This is a genomic window from Neisseria subflava (assembly GCF_024205745.1).
GTDB lineage: Bacteria > Pseudomonadota > Gammaproteobacteria > Burkholderiales > Neisseriaceae > Neisseria > Neisseria flavescens_B.
The window spans coordinates 327,265-342,714 of the sequence record NZ_CP073117.1 but is presented as its reverse complement, the minus strand read 5'-3'; the positions used below and the strand labels follow the sequence as shown (position 1 = coordinate 342,714).

Below are 15,450 nucleotides of genomic sequence, written 5' to 3'. Positions count from 1 at the left end.
AACAGCGGAATTCCGTTTGGAAAAATGAGTTGATTTTACCAAGGTATAAATCAAGAATCTTAATATTAGGTAATTGATAAAAAAATATTCGTTTCTGTCTTATTGAAAGCATGATGTCAGGCCGTCCGAAAATTAACTACATTTCAGACGGCCTTTTTATTGCTCTTGTTTTTTCTTTGCCATCCTTAGTTATCAAGCATCTGGCAAAAGGGTTTTGAAAAAGAGAAGGTTATATTTTGACTAAATCCAGCCATATAATTCTGTGTAAAAATGTGTTATCGTATCCAAATGTGTTAAGAAACATTAATAAGTTTGTATTTTTCTTACAGAGAAAGGCTTCAAAATGGATGGATGGACTCAAACGCTGAGTGCCGGCACCTTGCTCGGTATCGCCGCGGCAGCGATTTTGCTGATCTTGATTTTGATTGTAAAACTGCGCGTTCATGCCTTGCTGACGTTGGTATTGGTCAGCCTGCTGACTGCCATCGTAACAGGTCTGCCTATGGGCAGCATTGTTAATGATGTGTTGGTCAAAAACTTTGGCGGTACGCTCGGCAGCGTGGCGTTGCTGGTTGGTTTGGGCGCAATGCTCGGCCGTTTGGTGGAAACTTCCGGCGGTGCTCAATCTCTGGCAGATGCGCTGATTCGGATTTTTGGTGAGAATCGTGCGCCATTTGCTTTAGGTGTGGCTTCTTTGATTTTTGGTTTCCCAATTTTCTTTGATGCCGGCTTGGTGGTGATGTTGCCGATTGTGTTTGCAACGGCACGCCGTATGAAGCAGACTGTTCTGCCATACGCGCTGTCATCTATTGGCGCATTTTCGGTCATGCACGTCTTCCTGCCGCCTCATCCCGGCCCGATTGCTGCTTCTGAATTTTATGGTGCAAACATCGGTCAACTGCTGATTTTAGGTTTGCCTGTTACCTTGATTACTTGGTATTTCAGCGGCTATTTATTGGGTAAAGTTTTGGGTCGCAGCATTCATGTGCCTGTTCCTGACCTGCTCAGCGGCGGTACGCAAGATAACGACCAACCGAAAGCACCTGCAAAAGCATCTACCGTTGTCGGTATTATGCTGATTCCTATGCTGTTGATTTTCTTGAATACTGGTTTATCCACTTTAATCAGTGAGAAAGTCGTCAGCGCAGACGGAGGTTGGGTGCAATTTGGTCGCATGATCGGTTCGACACCGATTGCTTTGCTGATTTCCGTTTTGGTAGCCCTGTATGTATTGGGTGGCAAACGTGGTGAAAAAGCCAGCGCATTGGAGAAAACCATCGATGGCGCATTGGGTTCGGTTTGCTCGGTCATTTTGATTACCGGTGCGGGCGGTATGTTCGGCGGCGTGTTGCGTGCCTCCGGTATCGGTAAGGCTTTGGCAGACAGCATGGCGGACTTGGGTATTCCTGTTTTGCTGGGCTGTTTCTTGGTGGCTTTGGCTTTGCGTATTGCGCAAGGTTCTGCGACCGTTGCATTGACTACCGCTGCCGCGTTGATGGCACCGGCCGTTGCGACGGCAGGTTTCAGCGATTGGCAGATTACTTGCGTGGTCTTGGCTACGGCGGCAGGTTCCGTTGGTTGCAGCCACTTTAACGACTCCGGCTTCTGGCTTGTCGGTCGTTTATTGAATATGGATGTGCCGACGACCTTGAAGACGTGGACGGTCAACCAAACACTTATTGCACTCATCGGTTTTGCCTTATCTTCAGTATTGTTTGTTTTGGTTTAATCGGAAGAACGGGCGGATAGTGTTTTTGAGATAACACAATCTGCCCGTTTTTAAATACCGTTAAAATCTAGATAAACAAGGAGTAGAAAAATGACGACACATTTTGTCATGATGGGCGTGTGCGGTTGCGGTAAAACCACTGCCGCGCTGTCTTTGCAAAAACATCTCAACCGATGTCCGTATGCCGAAGGCGACGATTTTCATACCCAAGCCAACCGCGACAAGATGGGTGCCGGTATTCCGTTGACGGATGAAGACCGTTACCCATGGCTGGGCAATTTGCGTGACTGGATGACGGAGCAGGCAAAAAATGGGGAAAAATATTCCATCGTTACTTGTTCCGCACTCAAACGCCAATACCGCGATATTCTGCGTGGTGCGGAAGGGAAGGTGGCTTTTATCCATCTGACTCCGCCTCAAGCAATTAATCTTGAGCGTATGCTGTCGCGTCAGGGGCATTATATGAAAGCCGGAATGCTGGATTCGCAGCTGGAGATTTTGGAAGAGCTGGGTGCTGATGAATACGGTGTCAAAATCGACAATCCGGGTTCGCCTGAAGCCGTTGAGGCAGATATTGTGAACTGGGTGAAAGCGCAAGGCTTGATTTATTAATGATCAGAAATGGAAAGGCCGTCTGAAATATTTCAGACGGCCTTTTTTGATGGGGTTTAGAATGTTTTTTGCGAGTCAAGCAATAAAGTGACCGGCCCGTCATTGCAAAGGGAAACCTGCATATGGGTTTGGAATCTGCCGGTTTCGACTGTCAAGCCATGTTCGCGTAGAAGTTGTGCGGTGTAGTGATAAAGCTTATCCGCTTGTTCTGCGGGCGCGGCATTGGAGAAAGATGGGCGGCGGCCGCTGCGTGCATCGGCGTAAAGGGTAAACTGGGAAACCAGTAATATCGAGCCGCCGACATCTTTGAGCGATAAATTTAATTTGCCGTTTTCGTCTTCAAAGATACGCAGGTTGGCGGTTTTATCCGCAATATATTTGGCGTCTGCTTCTGTATCGGTGTGGGTAACGCCGAGCAATATCATAAATCCATTGTTGATTTCGCCGCAGGTTTCACAGGAGTTTTCAGACAAAACGTCGACTTTGGCTTGGGTAACTTTTTGGATAACAGCACGCATGATGTTTTTGAATAAAAGGAGTTGTAAAAAAGGGCGTAAGATACGCCCTCTGGGTTTAAATATAGTTTCAGACGGCCTGAAACCATTGAATCAATTTACGGATTAATGCCGTTTTCTTTCAAGATACGTTCGATCTGATTCTCGACTTTTTGTCGTTTGACAGCTTGGGCAAGCTGATTGCGCACCAGCTCGAAAGGTTCGGCATTGGGATCGCGTTCTACTGCACTGAGTTTAAACAGATAAAAACGGTTTTCTATTTGAATCGGTTCATGCGTTACATCGCCTCGGTTCATGTCGGCAAAAGCGGTAGCCAGTTGAGGAGAGAGCTGCTGCGGAGAGATGAAACCGTCGAACTCCTGTTCGGGGTTTGGATAGCGTTTCATCAGCTCTTCAAATGACAAGCCTTTGAGCAGGAGTTCTTGCGCTGCGAGTACTTCTTCGGCTGAAGCAAAGCTGACTTGTTGCAGCTTGATAATGCGTGTTTGCTGGTCGTAGAAACGGCGCAACTCGGCATCGTCAACCGCGATTTGGCGTTCTAGATAAGCAGCGTATTGGTTGGCATAGAATTCAGCTTCGACGTTTTTCAACTGATTTTGCACTTCCGCATCTTTGTCCAAACCAGCCTTGATGGCTTCATTTTTCAAAATTTCCAAAGTCTGCAAACGTGTAACCACATCTTTGCGGATTGCCTGGCCATCGGGTTTGGCAGTCTGGTTGGGGTGTTGATCAGCCTGTCTCAATACTTCGGCGACCATGCTGTCGATACGTGCGGGATCGATTTCAGGTGCTTTGGCAGTTGCCAAGCCGACGGTTGATAGGGCAAGGATAGCCAAAACGGCAGTTTTGGGCTTGATGTTCATGTGAGTTCCTTATTGCCCGCCGCCATCACGGCGGGCACGTTATTATTTGTTGACTTTGATACTGGCTTTTTTCAGCAATGATTGAATGGCCGCATCAACACGGGCTGCCTGTAAGTCGCTGCCAATCTCGTTTTTAGCGGCTTCGTAAGAAGGTACGGTAACGTTACGGCGGTCATTGACGTAGAAAACGGCGTACAAATTACCGTTTTGCAGCGGCGTTTTAGTGTGCGCACCTTTTTTCAGGTCTTTGACAGCTGCGTAAAGCGGAGGCGCTGATTCTTGCAAATCTTTAAGCGGAACATAAGCTTTAGGGATACCGCCGGCTTTTTTGGCCGCTTCGTCAATTGAGTATTGGTTTAATACCGAAACAAAGCTTTTTTTCGCATCCAAATCGGCAATGGCTTTTTGGGCATTGCTGCTGCTGTCGGTTACGATTTCGCCCAGTTGGACTTCCTGAGTACCTTTATAGAAGTTGCTGAAATCGTTGTAAGCGGCTTTGACATCTTTTTCTTGAACAGGATATTGACGGACGATATGTGCCGCGAAAGCTTGGCCTAACAAATCATTTTCGAAAACTGCCCATTCGGTTTTAAATGTGGCTTTTTTATCTGCGCCTTGCTTGGCGGCATCGGCACGCGCTTGCTCCAATGCAGCTTTGAATTCAGCGCTTTGATCCAGTTTTAATTTTTTGGCTTCTTGGGTAACAACAGTGCTGATAACTTGGCGTTCGGTCAGCATTTGACGCAATTCAGGCGTGTCTTGAATGTTGGGGTTGCTGGCGCGTACGGAAGCAACTTGGTCATCGATAACGCTGCTGTCGATGGCTTGACCGTTGACGGTAACCAAAGTTTGGGCAAACAGGGTGCCGGAAGTCAGGGCAAGCATCAAGGCTGAAGCAAAGTAGGTTTTTTTCATCGTATTTCTCTTTTAAATTAATGATTGGAAATCAAAGTTTGGGCAGTAATCTTAATGGAAGTATTCGTCCGGCGTGGCCGCTTTGATACTGAGTGCATGAATCAGGCCGTCTGAAAACAAGTCCTGCAAAAGCTGTTTAATCATACGTTGTCGCTGGAGGCGACCAATGTTTTCAAATGCGTTGCTGACCACCACTATGGCGTAATGCCCGCCGCCTTTATTGCCGGCATGGCCGGCATGCAGATGGCTTTCATCTTCAAAATCGAAGAACTCAGGCTCAAGCGTCCGCAGGTGTTCCTCGATAATTTGACGCATATTGCTCATTTGAACACGGCTTTAAAGGGTTTAATCAATACTTCTGCGTATACGCCGGCATCGACGTAAGGGTCTTGTTCAGCCCATTCTTGTGCAGCGTCCAAAGATTCAAATTGAGCCACGATTAGGCTGCCGGAAACGCGTTCCGGATTGTCTGGTAGAGGATTGGGGCCGGCAGTCAGCAGACGGCCTTGCGCTTTCAATTCTTCCAAGCGTGCCAAATGAGCAGGGCGTGCCGCCATGCGTGCTTCGTGGACATCTTCGGCATCAGTGGCCAAAAGCATGAAATATTCCATTATTGATCCTCCTTAGACTGGAAACGCATCAGATACATACCCTGTGCGATGGAAAAAATGATTGTGAAACCCAATGTGCCGAACAGTTTGTAATTGACCCATTGGTCTGGAAAATACGTAAAGACAAAGAGGTTGGCTGCACCCATAAAAATCAGGAAGCCAATCCATGCATAAGTCAGGCGTGTCCATACAAAATCAGGGAGCTGCATTTCTTTGCCCATGACGGCTTTAAGCCCGTTTTTACCGGCAAGGTGGCTGAACAGCATGACGATCGCTCCGATCCAAAACAGAACGGTCGGTTTCCACATGATGAAGCGGTTGTCTTTCAGCAGAATCGTTGCGCCGCCAAAAAGACAATCAAAATCAGGCTGACCCATTGCATGGTGTCCAGTTTGCGGTGTTTCCAAAAGGTCAGTGCAGCTTGGGCAATGCCGACGATAACCGCAACAGTCGTTGCGGCAATCATGTCTTTGGTGATGATGTATGTGATGAAAAATAAGAATACAGCGAATAAGTCGCTCAAAATCTTCATATGTTAATGATGAAACTAATTGAGTAAATGCTAATCATACAGGGAGATGCGTTTTTTTGCACCTTTCCCCATGACTTCAATATCACATATATTTATATAAAATATTTGTTTTGGGTTGGCGAAATTTGTAAAAAAGAAACACAAGCATGCAAAAGTAATAGATTTGCTAAGGAATTTTAGGCTGAACAGCCTCTATTGCTTGGCAGGAATGGGTTAAAAATATATCATGACGTAATATCTAGTAAATATATGGTTAAATGCGCGCACATTGGTTAGTACCATAATTTCCGAACAGGGGATCAGTTTTGAAAAAACATCACAATATTAAATTAATTACAGCTTCTATCGCTTTAATGACATCGCTCAGCGCTTCTGCAGGTTTGGGCGGCTTGAATGTTCAATCTCATTTGGGTGAGCCTTTTACAGGCAGTATCACTGTGACTGGCGAGGAAGCTCAGGCTCTGCTTAATGGCGGTAAGGCTACTATTTCAAATGGTAATTTGCGCGCGGCGGTACGCAAATCAGGCGATAAGGCAGTCGTTACCATCCGCTCTTCTAAAGCCATCAAAGATCCTGTTTTGGTTTTCCAAGTGGGTGTTGGCGCGCAATCGCGTGAGTACACCGCTATTATCGACCCGGCCGGATATGATTCTAAAGATGCTGCATCTGTTCGTACCCGTCCGGCCACTGAATCTCAATCCTCCGAGCCGACACGCAATGCCCAACAGCCTGCAACTAAAAACAATAAAGCAGCAGGTAATCAGGCAGCTCAAGCGCGTAAGGATGTGCAGCGTAAGGCTGAGAAAAAACAAGTTCAGACGGCCCCTGCTAAAAACGACACGGCTGCACGTTCAGGCAGACAGCATTTGGTGCGTACTGGTGAAACCCTGATTGCCATTGCGTCCAGCATCCGTCCGCAAGGTATGACCCTGGATCAAACTATCCAGGCTTTGGTAAATGCCAACCCGGATGTGTTTATCGATAATAATGCCAACCGTATGTTGGCAGGTAAAGTGCTGAATATTCCAAACCGTAGCGAATTGCAACGCTTGGCTGCTTCTGCGCCTGTTAAAACCAATACAGCAGCAGAGAAAGGTAATGCAACCGTCAATGCAACAGAAGCTAAAACAGAAAAACCTGTTGTTCAGCCTGAGGCTAAAACTGAAGCCCAGGTTAAAGATGCTGGCGTAAATACACAGCAACAGGAAGAAGTGAAACAAGCTTCAGCTGAACAAACAGAACAAGCAGCATCTGCAGCTGTCAATGAAAATGCCGCATCGACTGTTCCTGCGTCAGATATTCAAGAAGCTATGGCTTCTGATGCCCAAGAGGATGTAGTGGCTTCTGAGCCTGTTGCAACCACGGATTCTGTCGCGGAGCAAACAGAAGGCGAATCAGACGGCAATTTATGGAAATGGTTATTGGCAGGCGGAGCAGCCCTTATTGCTGCTTGGTTGTTGTTGAAAGCTGCCGGTAAACGTAAAGACGAGCCGGAAGCAGAGTCTGTAAGCCGTAAGAATGAAGAGAAGGCTGTGCAGAAAAATGTTGCTGCTGCGGTTGCTGCAACTAAAGTAACGCCGTCTGAAAAAACTCAAGACGGCCTGCTTATCGAAGATGATTTCGAAGATGATGTGGTTATCAATGAAGTAGAAGAATCTTCCAATATCGATGATGTCAAACTTGATTTGGGTAAGATTGACAATAGTCAGGCAGGTATTCTTTCAGGTGCAGTAACGCATGATGTTGAGACAGAGCAACGTCGCCATGCTGATTGGGACAATATCGAATCAACGGAAAGCGTGTACGAGCCTGAACCAGAAAATCCGTATCAGCCGGTATCTGTTATTATGCCGGAACGTAAAGAAGAGCAGACAAATACATTTGATGAGTTTGATTTGGCGGCAGAGAAAAAAGTCTCCGAGTCAAGAAATGAAGAGCCACTCGAGTTTACGGTAGAAACTCCTGAAGCTTCAGACGGCCATGCGCTGCCATTTGATGTCAAGCAAGATCAAGACTTGCAAATTCAAGAAACCAAAGAAGAAGTAGAGAAAGAAGAAGCTGCTTCTGAGTTTGTGATTGAAGAAGGTGCATTGGAATGGGGTGCTGAAGATGTTTCAGTAGCCGCCGATAAAAGCAATAGTGAAAGAGGTTTTGTTTCAGAATCAGTCGGCATGACTGCACCGCTTGAAGCTAAATATGATTTGGCTAAGATGTATATCGAAATCGGTGATCCTGAAGCGGCTCGAGAAACATTGCAAGGGCTGATTGAAGAGGCTGAAGGCGATATTCTGCATAAAGCCCAAAAACTGATGAAAGAACTTGGCGCATAAGTGCCAGTAAAATGAAGATGCCGTTTCAGACGGCATCTTTTTTATGGTAAATTAAAAAGCAAGATTTTGGCTGAGTCTATTATTGGTTGGGTAAGATTTCGGTTTTATTTTATATGATGGTTGAAGATAAAGGCCGTCTGAAATACATAATGGAGGCGTGTGTTGATCACGCCTTTTTAATATTTGTTACTTGAGTATAGACAACAATATCAATTTACAAGAAGTATAAGAAATGACTGAACAAGTAAATACAACAGGGCATCTCGTGCAGCGCTGGGCTTTGACCCTTTCTTATGACGGTAGCCGTTTTTATGGTTGGCAAAAACAGGCCGGAGATTTGCCGACTGTTCAGACGGCCTTAGAGCAGGCATTGTCTTCAATAGCGGGGGAACAAATTAATACTATTGTTGCGGGAAGGACGGATACGGGTGTGCATGCAACAGCCCAGGTGGTGCATTTTGATACATCAGTAAGTCGTCCGGAGCAAGCATGGGTGCGGGGTGTCAATGCATATTTGCCTGATGGTGTTGCTGTGTTGGTTGCGCAAAAAGTTGCACCTCATTTCCATGCCCGATTTGATGCTTATGGCCGCCATTATCGTTATTTATTGGAATCTTCACCGGTTCGTTCTCCATTATTGGTTGGCAGAGTAGGGTGGACGCATTTGAAATTAGATTTAAATCTAATGAAGCAGGCTGCTGCCTTATTGGAGGGTGAACATGACTTTTCCAGCTTTCGTGCAGCTGAATGTCAGGCGAAATCCCCTGTAAAAACACTATATAGTGCAAGTATTAGTGGAACTTCTCGCTATCTGTGCCTTGATTTGCATGGGAACGCATTCTTACATCATATGGTACGCAATATTATGGGTGCATTAGTGTATGTGGGTAGTGGCAGGATCAGTGTGAATGAGTTTGAGTCGGTCTTTCATGCAAAAAGTAGATTGAAGGCTCCGCCAACGTTTATGTCAGATGGCCTGTATCTAACAGGTGTTGACTATCCTGATGAGTTTGGATTGATGCAACTATCGTTGCCCGAGTGGATGAGTGTTCTGGGTAATGATTTTCAGACGGCCTAATTGCGGATTGTTGGTATAAAAGCAACAAAATAGCGTGATTAATGTGTAAATTGATAAAGTGTTGTAAAATGCAAATATGGTTTTAGAAGGAATTTATCATTGATTTTAAATAATAAATTTCCATTATTTGGGTTGTGCCTACCTTTATTTGGTTTCCGAGGTAGTGGGGAGGATTGAATAAAGTTTGTTTTTTTAGAGAGGAGCAATTATAGTAACAGTCATGGAATCGCTGATTCCAGCGATAATGTAAGCCTAAGCGGATTGTCCGGTCTGCTTAAGTTATTTCTTCACAATAGAAAAGGAATACAGCAATGAAAAAATCTCTGATTGCTCTGACTTTGGCAGCTCTGCCTGTTGCAGCTATGGCTGATGTGACTCTGTACGGTCAAATCAAAGCTGGCGTAGAAATTTCTAAAGTAAAAGAGGGTAAGACTTCTTCTAAAACTGCTACTGAGATTGCTGACTACGGCTCTCGCATCGGTTTCAAAGGCCACGAACACTTGGGTAGCAACCTGAATGCTATTTGGCAAGTTGAACAAAACACTTCTATCGCCGGTGGTGACTCTGGTTTTGCTAACCGTGAATCTTTCATCGGTTTGGAAGGTGGTTTCGGTAAAGTTCGTGCCGGTAACCTGAACACTGCTCTGAAAGACAGCAGCGATAGCTTCGACCCTTGGGAATCTAGTAATGCTAACGCAGACGCTCTGCAATTGGGTAAAATTAAACGTGTAGATACTCGTAAAGTATCTGTACGTTACGACACTCCTGTATTTGGTGGTTTCAGCGCAAGCGTACAATTCCAACCTCGCGACAATGCTAACCCTGGCGACAAATACGATCACGCTGTGAAAAGCCGTGCGTCTTACGATTTGGGTCTGAACTACGAAAACTCTGGCTTCTTTGGTCGCTATGCTGGTTCTTACGCTAAACATGCTGTCTTGGATGCTGGCTACTTGGATACATTCAACCACAATACTACTTTGGCTGCTGGTACTTACAAAGATCACCAAGCTCACCGTCTGACTGCTGGTTACGATGCTAACAACCTGATGGTTGCTGTTGTAGGTCAATACGAAGGCTTCAAAGCTGACGTAGCTGGTGCTAAGAAAAACGAACGTACTGAAGTTGGTGCAACTGCCGCTTACCGCTTCGGTAACGTAACTCCTCGTGTTTCTTACGCTTACGGCTTCAAAGCTAAAGAAGATGGCGTAAAACAAGAAAACAGCGCTTACAACCAAGTTATCGTTGGTGCTGACTACGACTTCTCTAAACGTACTTCTGCCCTGCTGTCTGCTGGCTGGTTGAAAGAAGGCAAAGGCGACTACAAATATGAGAAAACTGCTGGTACTGTTGGCCTGCGTCACAAATTCTAATCTGACTTAAGATTAGTCTGAAAAAGAGCCTGTTTTATACAGGCTCTTTTTGTTTTTGTAAGAAATGTATTTTGTCATTGCAGGGGCAGGTTAAAGTATTTTCGATATTCGTTTTCAGACGGCCTATGGAAATTTAAGTCAGGTTATATTCTATTTAATATATGCTAAATGAAATTTTAGAAATTGTTTTGAGTATTATTATAAATAAGTTAACGATATTGAGATGGTCATTGGATTGATTTGATTTTCCTATATTTCATGTCTACTAATAAAAGATTTATTTTTATAGTTCTAAAGTATTATTAGCATGTAGAATTTGGTTTTAAGATTTGTAAACTTGATTTTAATCAAATTATTGCCGATAGATGATTCATATAATATAAGTGTTTAGAGTATCGATATATCGGGAATAGTCATGTCCTGTCTTGAAATGAAGTGCTTAAGTAGCATTTGGAAACGAATCCTTGTGCTGTTTACTGTGTTTTCTATGATGATAGTAAGCCTGCCTGCTTACGCAGAGCGCTTGCCTGATTTCTTGGCAAAAATTCAGCCTTCTGAAATTTTTCCTGGTGCTGATCGCTACGGCAAACCTGAAGGTAAGCCTTTGGTTGCTCGTGTATATAAAGGCGAAGAGCAGCTTGGTTTGGTTTATATCACGACTGATGTGGTCAATACGCGTGGTTATTCGAGTAAGCCGATTGATACAATGGTTGCATTGGCCAATGATGGCACTATTGCGGGAGCAAAATTGGTTGAACACCATGAGCCGATTATGCTGATCGGTATCCCTCAATCCCGTGTTGATAAATTCATTGACAAATATATCGGCTTAAATTTTATTAAAAACCCGCCTCAACCAGGTGTTGCGCCAGGGGATATTATTAGTGGTGCAACTGTAACCCTGATGGTCATCAATGACAGTATTCAGCGTTCTGTTAAGGCGGTAATCCATCAATATCATTTGGGTACTGATAAAGCAGTTCAAACCGATGCAGCAGCTGCTTCCGGCGAACAGTCTGCCGAACCTGCCGTTCAAACCCGTCCGCGTCGCGTTGCCAGTCAAGACAAACAAGATATCCTGTCATGGAATGCGCTTTTGGAACAAAAAGCCGTCGGTCATTTGCATATTTCTATCGATGAAATCAATAAACTGTTTGAGAAAAGCGGTAAAGCAGGTGTGGCAGATCATGCGGAACAGGGCGATGGTAATGATACATTTATTGATCTGTATGTTGCCTTGGTCAGCCAACCTTCCATCGGTAAAAGTCTTTTAGGCGAAGCCGGCTGGAACAACCTGCAAAAACGTTTGAAACCTGGTCAAGAAGCCGTGATGGTGGCCGGCGAGGGTCGCTATTCTTGGAAAGGTTCGGGTTATGTTCGCGGCGGTATCTTTGACCGTATTGAAATGATTCAAGGCGATACCAGCTTCCGCTTTACCGATGCGCAACATGAACGTGTAGTTGCTTTGGCAGCGGAAGGTGCACCTGCATTCAAAGAGGTATCTTGGTTCGCAATCCCTGAAGGTGTGGAATTTGATGGTGCCGAGCCATGGCGTTTGCAATTGATGATTCAACGCGTATTGAGCGTAAATGATAAAGCTTTTGTAACGACAGATTTGGATTACGAATTGCCAAAAGGCTACTACGTTGACGATCCTAAAGCACCGCCGGTTGAAATCAGCGCGCCGGTTGAGCAAGTTGCGGCTGCAGCTTCAGCCCCTGAAAGTACAGGTATTGCCGAAGATGCAACTGCCGGTGATGATGGTGTTTCCAACCAACTTTGGAAACAGGTTTGGAAAGCCAAACAAGGTCAAATCGTGGTTGTCGGTATTGCTTTGACAATTCTTCTGTTGGTATTCTTGTTCCAAGACTGGATTGTTCGTTACGAAAAATGGTATGACCGGTTCCGTCTCTGTTTCCTGATCTTTACGCTGTTTTATATCGGCTGGTATGCTCAGGCACAATTATCGGTAGTGAATACTTTGACGTTGTTCTCAGCCATTTTGACTGAGTTCCACTGGGAATTCTTCCTGATGGATCCGCTGGTATTCATTCTGTGGCTTTTTACAGCGGCGACCATGCTGTTGTGGAACCGCGGTACATTCTGTGGATGGTTGTGTCCTTTCGGTGCATTGCAAGAGTTAACCAACCGTATCGCCAAAAAATTGGGTCTGAAACAAATTACAGTACCACACTTGTTGCATACCCGTCTGAGTGCGATTAAATATGTAATTTTCTTCGCCTTGTTGGCAATTTCCCTGTACGATTTGGGTACGGCTGAAAAATTTGCTGAAATTGAGCCTTTCAAAACTGCAATCATTTTGAAATTTATGCGTGAATGGTGGTTTGTTCTGTTCGCTGCCGCTTTGCTGATCGCAGGCTTGTTTATCGAACGTTTCTTCTGCCGTTATCTGTGTCCTTTGGGTGCAGGTATCGCATTGCCGGGCCGTTTCCGTGTGTTTGATTGGCTGCGCCGTTATAAAATGTGCGGTAACCCATGCCAAATTTGTACACACGAATGTCCGGTTCAGGCCATTGCACCAGAAGGCGATATTCATCCGAACGAATGTATCCAATGTCTGCATTGTCAGGTAATGTATCACCACGATACGCGTTGTCCTCAAGTAGTGGCAACGAATAAGAAAAAACAAAAACAAGCGGCGGCAAAATCTGAGCAGCACGATGCGGCAGTAGCGCAAAATGCTCAAGAACAAGTTGTTCAGTTTGTTAAAAAAGAATCAGCAATCAGTGTTGACAAGTAGTAATTTATAAATAAAAAAGAGGGCTGTATCGGCAGCCCAACTTAGAAAGTTTTTCATCGGCAGGCCGTCTGAAAAAATCGGCCGCCAGATTTTATCCAAGGAGTGTCGTATGTCAGACGAAAAATTAGAACAAAACGGCTTAAGCCGTCGTTCATTCTTAGGTACTGCCGCTGCTTCCGGTGCAGGTATTGCCGGTGCCGGTTTGTTGGGCTTGGCCGGTTGCTCTAACGGTGAGGGTGATAAAGCTGCCGCTTCTGGCGCAGCTCCTGCTGAGAAAGCAGCAGCTCATTCTGCCGAACCGGGCAAACAAACTTCCGAAGTAGGTCCAGGCGAGCTTGACCAATACTACGGTTTCCTGTCAGGCGGTCAATCAGGCGAAATGCGCTTGATCGGTTTGCCATCTATGCGCGAACTGATGCGTATCCCTGTATTCAATATGGACAGTGCTACCGGTTGGGGTCGTACCAACGAGAGCCTGAGCGTTTTGAACGGAAATATTACGCCGGAAACCCGTAAATTCCTGCAAGACAGCGGTCTGCGTTGCTACCCTAACGGCGACTTGCACCACCCACACTTGTCTTTTACCGATCAGACTTACGACGGTCGCTATGCATATGCCAACGATAAAGCAAACACCCGTGTTTGCCGTATCCGTTTGGATGTAATGAAAACCGATAAAATCATCGATATTCCTAATGCTTCAGGTATCCACGGTCTGCGTCCGCAACGTTATCCGAAAACCGGTTACGTTTTTGCCAACGGCGAGCATATCGTTCCTGTTGACGGCGTAGGCAAATGGGATGATCCTAAAACTTGGAATGCCGTTTATACAGCAATTGACGGCGAAACCATGGACATCGCATGGCAAGTATTGGTAGACGGTAACTTGGACAACGGTGATGCCGACTACCAAGGTAAATACTCTTTCTCTACCTGCTATAACTCTGAGCGCGCTCTGACTGTACAAGGTGCATCTTCTAACGAACAAGACTGGTGTGTGGTATTTAACCTGGCCGCCATCGAAGAAGGCATCAAAAAAGGCGACTTCAAAGAAGTTAACGGTGTGAAAATGTTGGATGGTCGTGCGGAAGCCAACTCTCCATACACTCGTTACATCCCGGTTCCTAACTCTCCTCACGGCTGTAACGCAAGCCCTGACGGCAAATACATTATGCTCAACGGTAAACTGTCTCCAACCGTTACCGTATTGGATGTCAGCAAACTGGACGATTTGTTTGCAGGCAAAATCAAAGAGCGTGATGTTGTCGTAGCTGAGCCTCAACTGGGTCTTGGCCCATTACACACTGCATTTGACGGTCGCGGCAATGCTTATACAACATTGTTTATCGACAGCCAAATGGTGAAATGGAACATCGACGATGCGATTAAAGCCTACAAAGGCGAGAAAATCGATCCGATTAAACAAAAACTGGACGTTCACTATCAACCTGGCCACAACCACACTACCATGGGCGAAACTAAAGAAGCCGACGGTAAATGGTTGGTGTCTTTGAATAAATTCTCCAAAGACCGCTTCCTGAACGCAGGTCCTCTGAAACCTGAGTGTGACCAATTGATCGACATCTCCGGCGATGAAATGCGTCTGGTTCACGACAACCCGACTTTTGCAGAACCACATGACTTCTGTCTGGTTTCCGCTTCCAAAGTGAACCCAAGCAAAACTTGGGACCGTAAAGACCCATGGTTCTGGAAAGATGCTTTGGAACAAGCGCAAAAAGACGGCGTTGAGCTGGAAAAAGCCGCTAAAGTCGTACGCGAAGGCAACAAAGTACGCGTGTACATGACAGCCGTTGCGCCTGCATTCAGTATCCCTCAATTTGAAGTGAACCAAGGCGACGAAGTGACCGTATACGTAACCAACGTTGAGACCATTGAGGACTTGACTCACGGCTTCACTTTGGAAGGCTACGGTATCGCTATGGAGATCGGCCCGCAAGCGACATCTTCTGTAACCTTCAAAGCAGTCCGTCCAGGCGTACACTGGTACTACTGCCAATGGTTCTGCCACGCATTGCACATGGAAATGTCAGGCCAAATGATTGTTAAACCAAAATAATTTTGGTTTGATGATTTAATCCTTCAGGCCGTCTGAAAAGACATTCTTTCAGAC

12 protein-coding genes and 1 pseudogene are annotated in these 15,450 nt (G+C 45.5%); 7 read left to right on the top strand and 6 right to left on the bottom strand.

Going from position 1 to position 15,450, the window contains the following annotated elements:
- Window positions 1–343 precede the first annotated feature (343 nt).
- Complete coding sequence (locus KCG55_RS01620; protein ID WP_254323197.1) at window positions 344–1,729, top strand: GntP family permease; 1,386 nt, start codon at window positions 344–346, stop codon at window positions 1,727–1,729.
- A 90-nt stretch (window positions 1,730–1,819) separates the two neighbouring features.
- Window positions 1,820–2,341, top strand: coding sequence for a gluconokinase, GntK/IdnK-type (locus KCG55_RS01615; RefSeq protein ID WP_254323196.1), 522 nt, complete (start codon window positions 1,820–1,822; stop codon window positions 2,339–2,341).
- Window positions 2,342–2,397: 56 nt separating this feature from the next.
- On the opposite strand, the gene dtd is transcribed toward KCG55_RS01615, so the two are convergent.
- The 6 genes and pseudogenes from dtd to KCG55_RS01585 all read right to left on the bottom strand — a co-directional run bounded on the left by dtd (window position 2,398) and on the right by KCG55_RS01585 (window position 5,777).
- Complete coding sequence (gene dtd, locus KCG55_RS01610; RefSeq protein ID WP_254323195.1) at window positions 2,398–2,859, bottom strand: D-aminoacyl-tRNA deacylase; 462 nt, start codon at window positions 2,857–2,859, stop codon at window positions 2,398–2,400.
- A gap of 95 nt (window positions 2,860–2,954) precedes the next feature.
- Window positions 2,955–3,719, bottom strand: coding sequence for a peptidyl-prolyl cis-trans isomerase (locus KCG55_RS01605; RefSeq protein ID WP_188209891.1), 765 nt, complete (start codon window positions 3,717–3,719; stop codon window positions 2,955–2,957).
- A 42-nt stretch (window positions 3,720–3,761) separates the two neighbouring features.
- The gene (locus KCG55_RS01600; protein ID WP_254323194.1) at window positions 3,762–4,634 is read right to left on the bottom strand and encodes a peptidylprolyl isomerase; all 873 of its coding nucleotides are present in this window, start codon (window positions 4,632–4,634) and stop codon (window positions 3,762–3,764) included.
- A 51-nt stretch (window positions 4,635–4,685) separates the two neighbouring features.
- Entirely contained in the window at window positions 4,686–4,958 is a 273-nt protein-coding gene (locus KCG55_RS01595; RefSeq protein WP_250580680.1) for a BolA family protein, read from the bottom strand.
- Window positions 4,955–5,245, bottom strand: coding sequence for a YciI family protein (locus KCG55_RS01590; protein WP_004519663.1), 291 nt, complete (start codon window positions 5,243–5,245; stop codon window positions 4,955–4,957). The genes KCG55_RS01595 and KCG55_RS01590 overlap by 4 nt, the downstream gene beginning before the upstream one ends.
- Window positions 5,245–5,777, bottom strand: a pseudogene (locus KCG55_RS01585) (septation protein A). The gene KCG55_RS01590 and the pseudogene KCG55_RS01585 overlap by 1 nt, the downstream one beginning before the upstream one ends.
- Before the next feature lie 353 nt (window positions 5,778–6,130).
- Between KCG55_RS01585 and KCG55_RS01580 the strand changes: the two are divergent.
- The 5 genes from KCG55_RS01580 (at window position 6,131) to nosZ (ending at window position 15,396) form a co-directional block, all read left to right on the top strand.
- A complete protein-coding gene (locus KCG55_RS01580) occupies window positions 6,131–8,107 on the top strand; it encodes a FimV/HubP family polar landmark protein (RefSeq protein ID WP_254323613.1) in 1,977 nt (658 codons plus the stop codon).
- Between the two features lie 232 nt (window positions 8,108–8,339).
- Window positions 8,340–9,185 carry a tRNA pseudouridine(38-40) synthase TruA gene (gene truA, locus KCG55_RS01575; RefSeq protein ID WP_254323193.1) on the top strand — a complete coding sequence of 282 codons (846 nt, stop codon included), beginning with the start codon at window positions 8,340–8,342 and terminating at the stop codon, window positions 9,183–9,185.
- A gap of 311 nt (window positions 9,186–9,496) precedes the next feature.
- Window positions 9,497–10,558 carry a trimeric porin PorB gene (gene porB, locus KCG55_RS01570; protein ID WP_250580672.1) on the top strand — a complete coding sequence of 354 codons (1,062 nt, stop codon included), beginning with the start codon at window positions 9,497–9,499 and terminating at the stop codon, window positions 10,556–10,558.
- Between the two features lie 487 nt (window positions 10,559–11,045).
- Entirely contained in the window at window positions 11,046–13,319 is a 2,274-nt protein-coding gene (locus KCG55_RS01565; protein WP_254323192.1) for a NosR/NirI family protein, read from the top strand.
- A gap of 109 nt (window positions 13,320–13,428) precedes the next feature.
- Window positions 13,429–15,396 carry a TAT-dependent nitrous-oxide reductase gene (gene nosZ, locus KCG55_RS01560; protein ID WP_254323191.1) on the top strand — a complete coding sequence of 656 codons (1,968 nt, stop codon included), beginning with the start codon at window positions 13,429–13,431 and terminating at the stop codon, window positions 15,394–15,396.
- Window positions 15,397–15,450: the final 54 nt, after the last annotated feature.

Excerpts from the sequence above, each read along its gene's own strand:
- KCG55_RS01600 (WP_254323194.1), bottom strand. The coding sequence starts at position 4,634 with ATGAAAAAAACCTACTTTGCTTCAGCCTTGATGCTTGCCCTGACTTCC.
- truA (WP_254323193.1), top strand. The coding sequence starts at position 8,340 with ATGACTGAACAAGTAAATACAACAGGGCATCTCGTGCAGCGCTGGGCT.
- KCG55_RS01620 (WP_254323197.1), top strand. The coding sequence starts at position 344 with ATGGATGGATGGACTCAAACGCTGAGTGCCGGCACCTTGCTCGGTATC.
- dtd (WP_254323195.1), bottom strand. The coding sequence starts at position 2,859 with ATGCGTGCTGTTATCCAAAAAGTTACCCAAGCCAAAGTCGACGTTTTG.
- KCG55_RS01595 (WP_250580680.1), bottom strand. The coding sequence starts at position 4,958 with ATGAGCAATATGCGTCAAATTATCGAGGAACACCTGCGGACGCTTGAG.
- nosZ (WP_254323191.1), top strand. The coding sequence starts at position 13,429 with ATGTCAGACGAAAAATTAGAACAAAACGGCTTAAGCCGTCGTTCATTC.
- KCG55_RS01615 (WP_254323196.1), top strand. The coding sequence starts at position 1,820 with ATGACGACACATTTTGTCATGATGGGCGTGTGCGGTTGCGGTAAAACC.
- KCG55_RS01580 (WP_254323613.1), top strand. The coding sequence starts at position 6,131 with ATGACATCGCTCAGCGCTTCTGCAGGTTTGGGCGGCTTGAATGTTCAA.
- KCG55_RS01565 (WP_254323192.1), top strand. The coding sequence starts at position 11,046 with ATGATGATAGTAAGCCTGCCTGCTTACGCAGAGCGCTTGCCTGATTTC.
- porB (WP_250580672.1), top strand. The coding sequence starts at position 9,497 with ATGAAAAAATCTCTGATTGCTCTGACTTTGGCAGCTCTGCCTGTTGCA.
- KCG55_RS01590 (WP_004519663.1), bottom strand. The coding sequence starts at position 5,245 with ATGGAATATTTCATGCTTTTGGCCACTGATGCCGAAGATGTCCACGAA.
- KCG55_RS01605 (WP_188209891.1), bottom strand. The coding sequence starts at position 3,719 with ATGAACATCAAGCCCAAAACTGCCGTTTTGGCTATCCTTGCCCTATCA.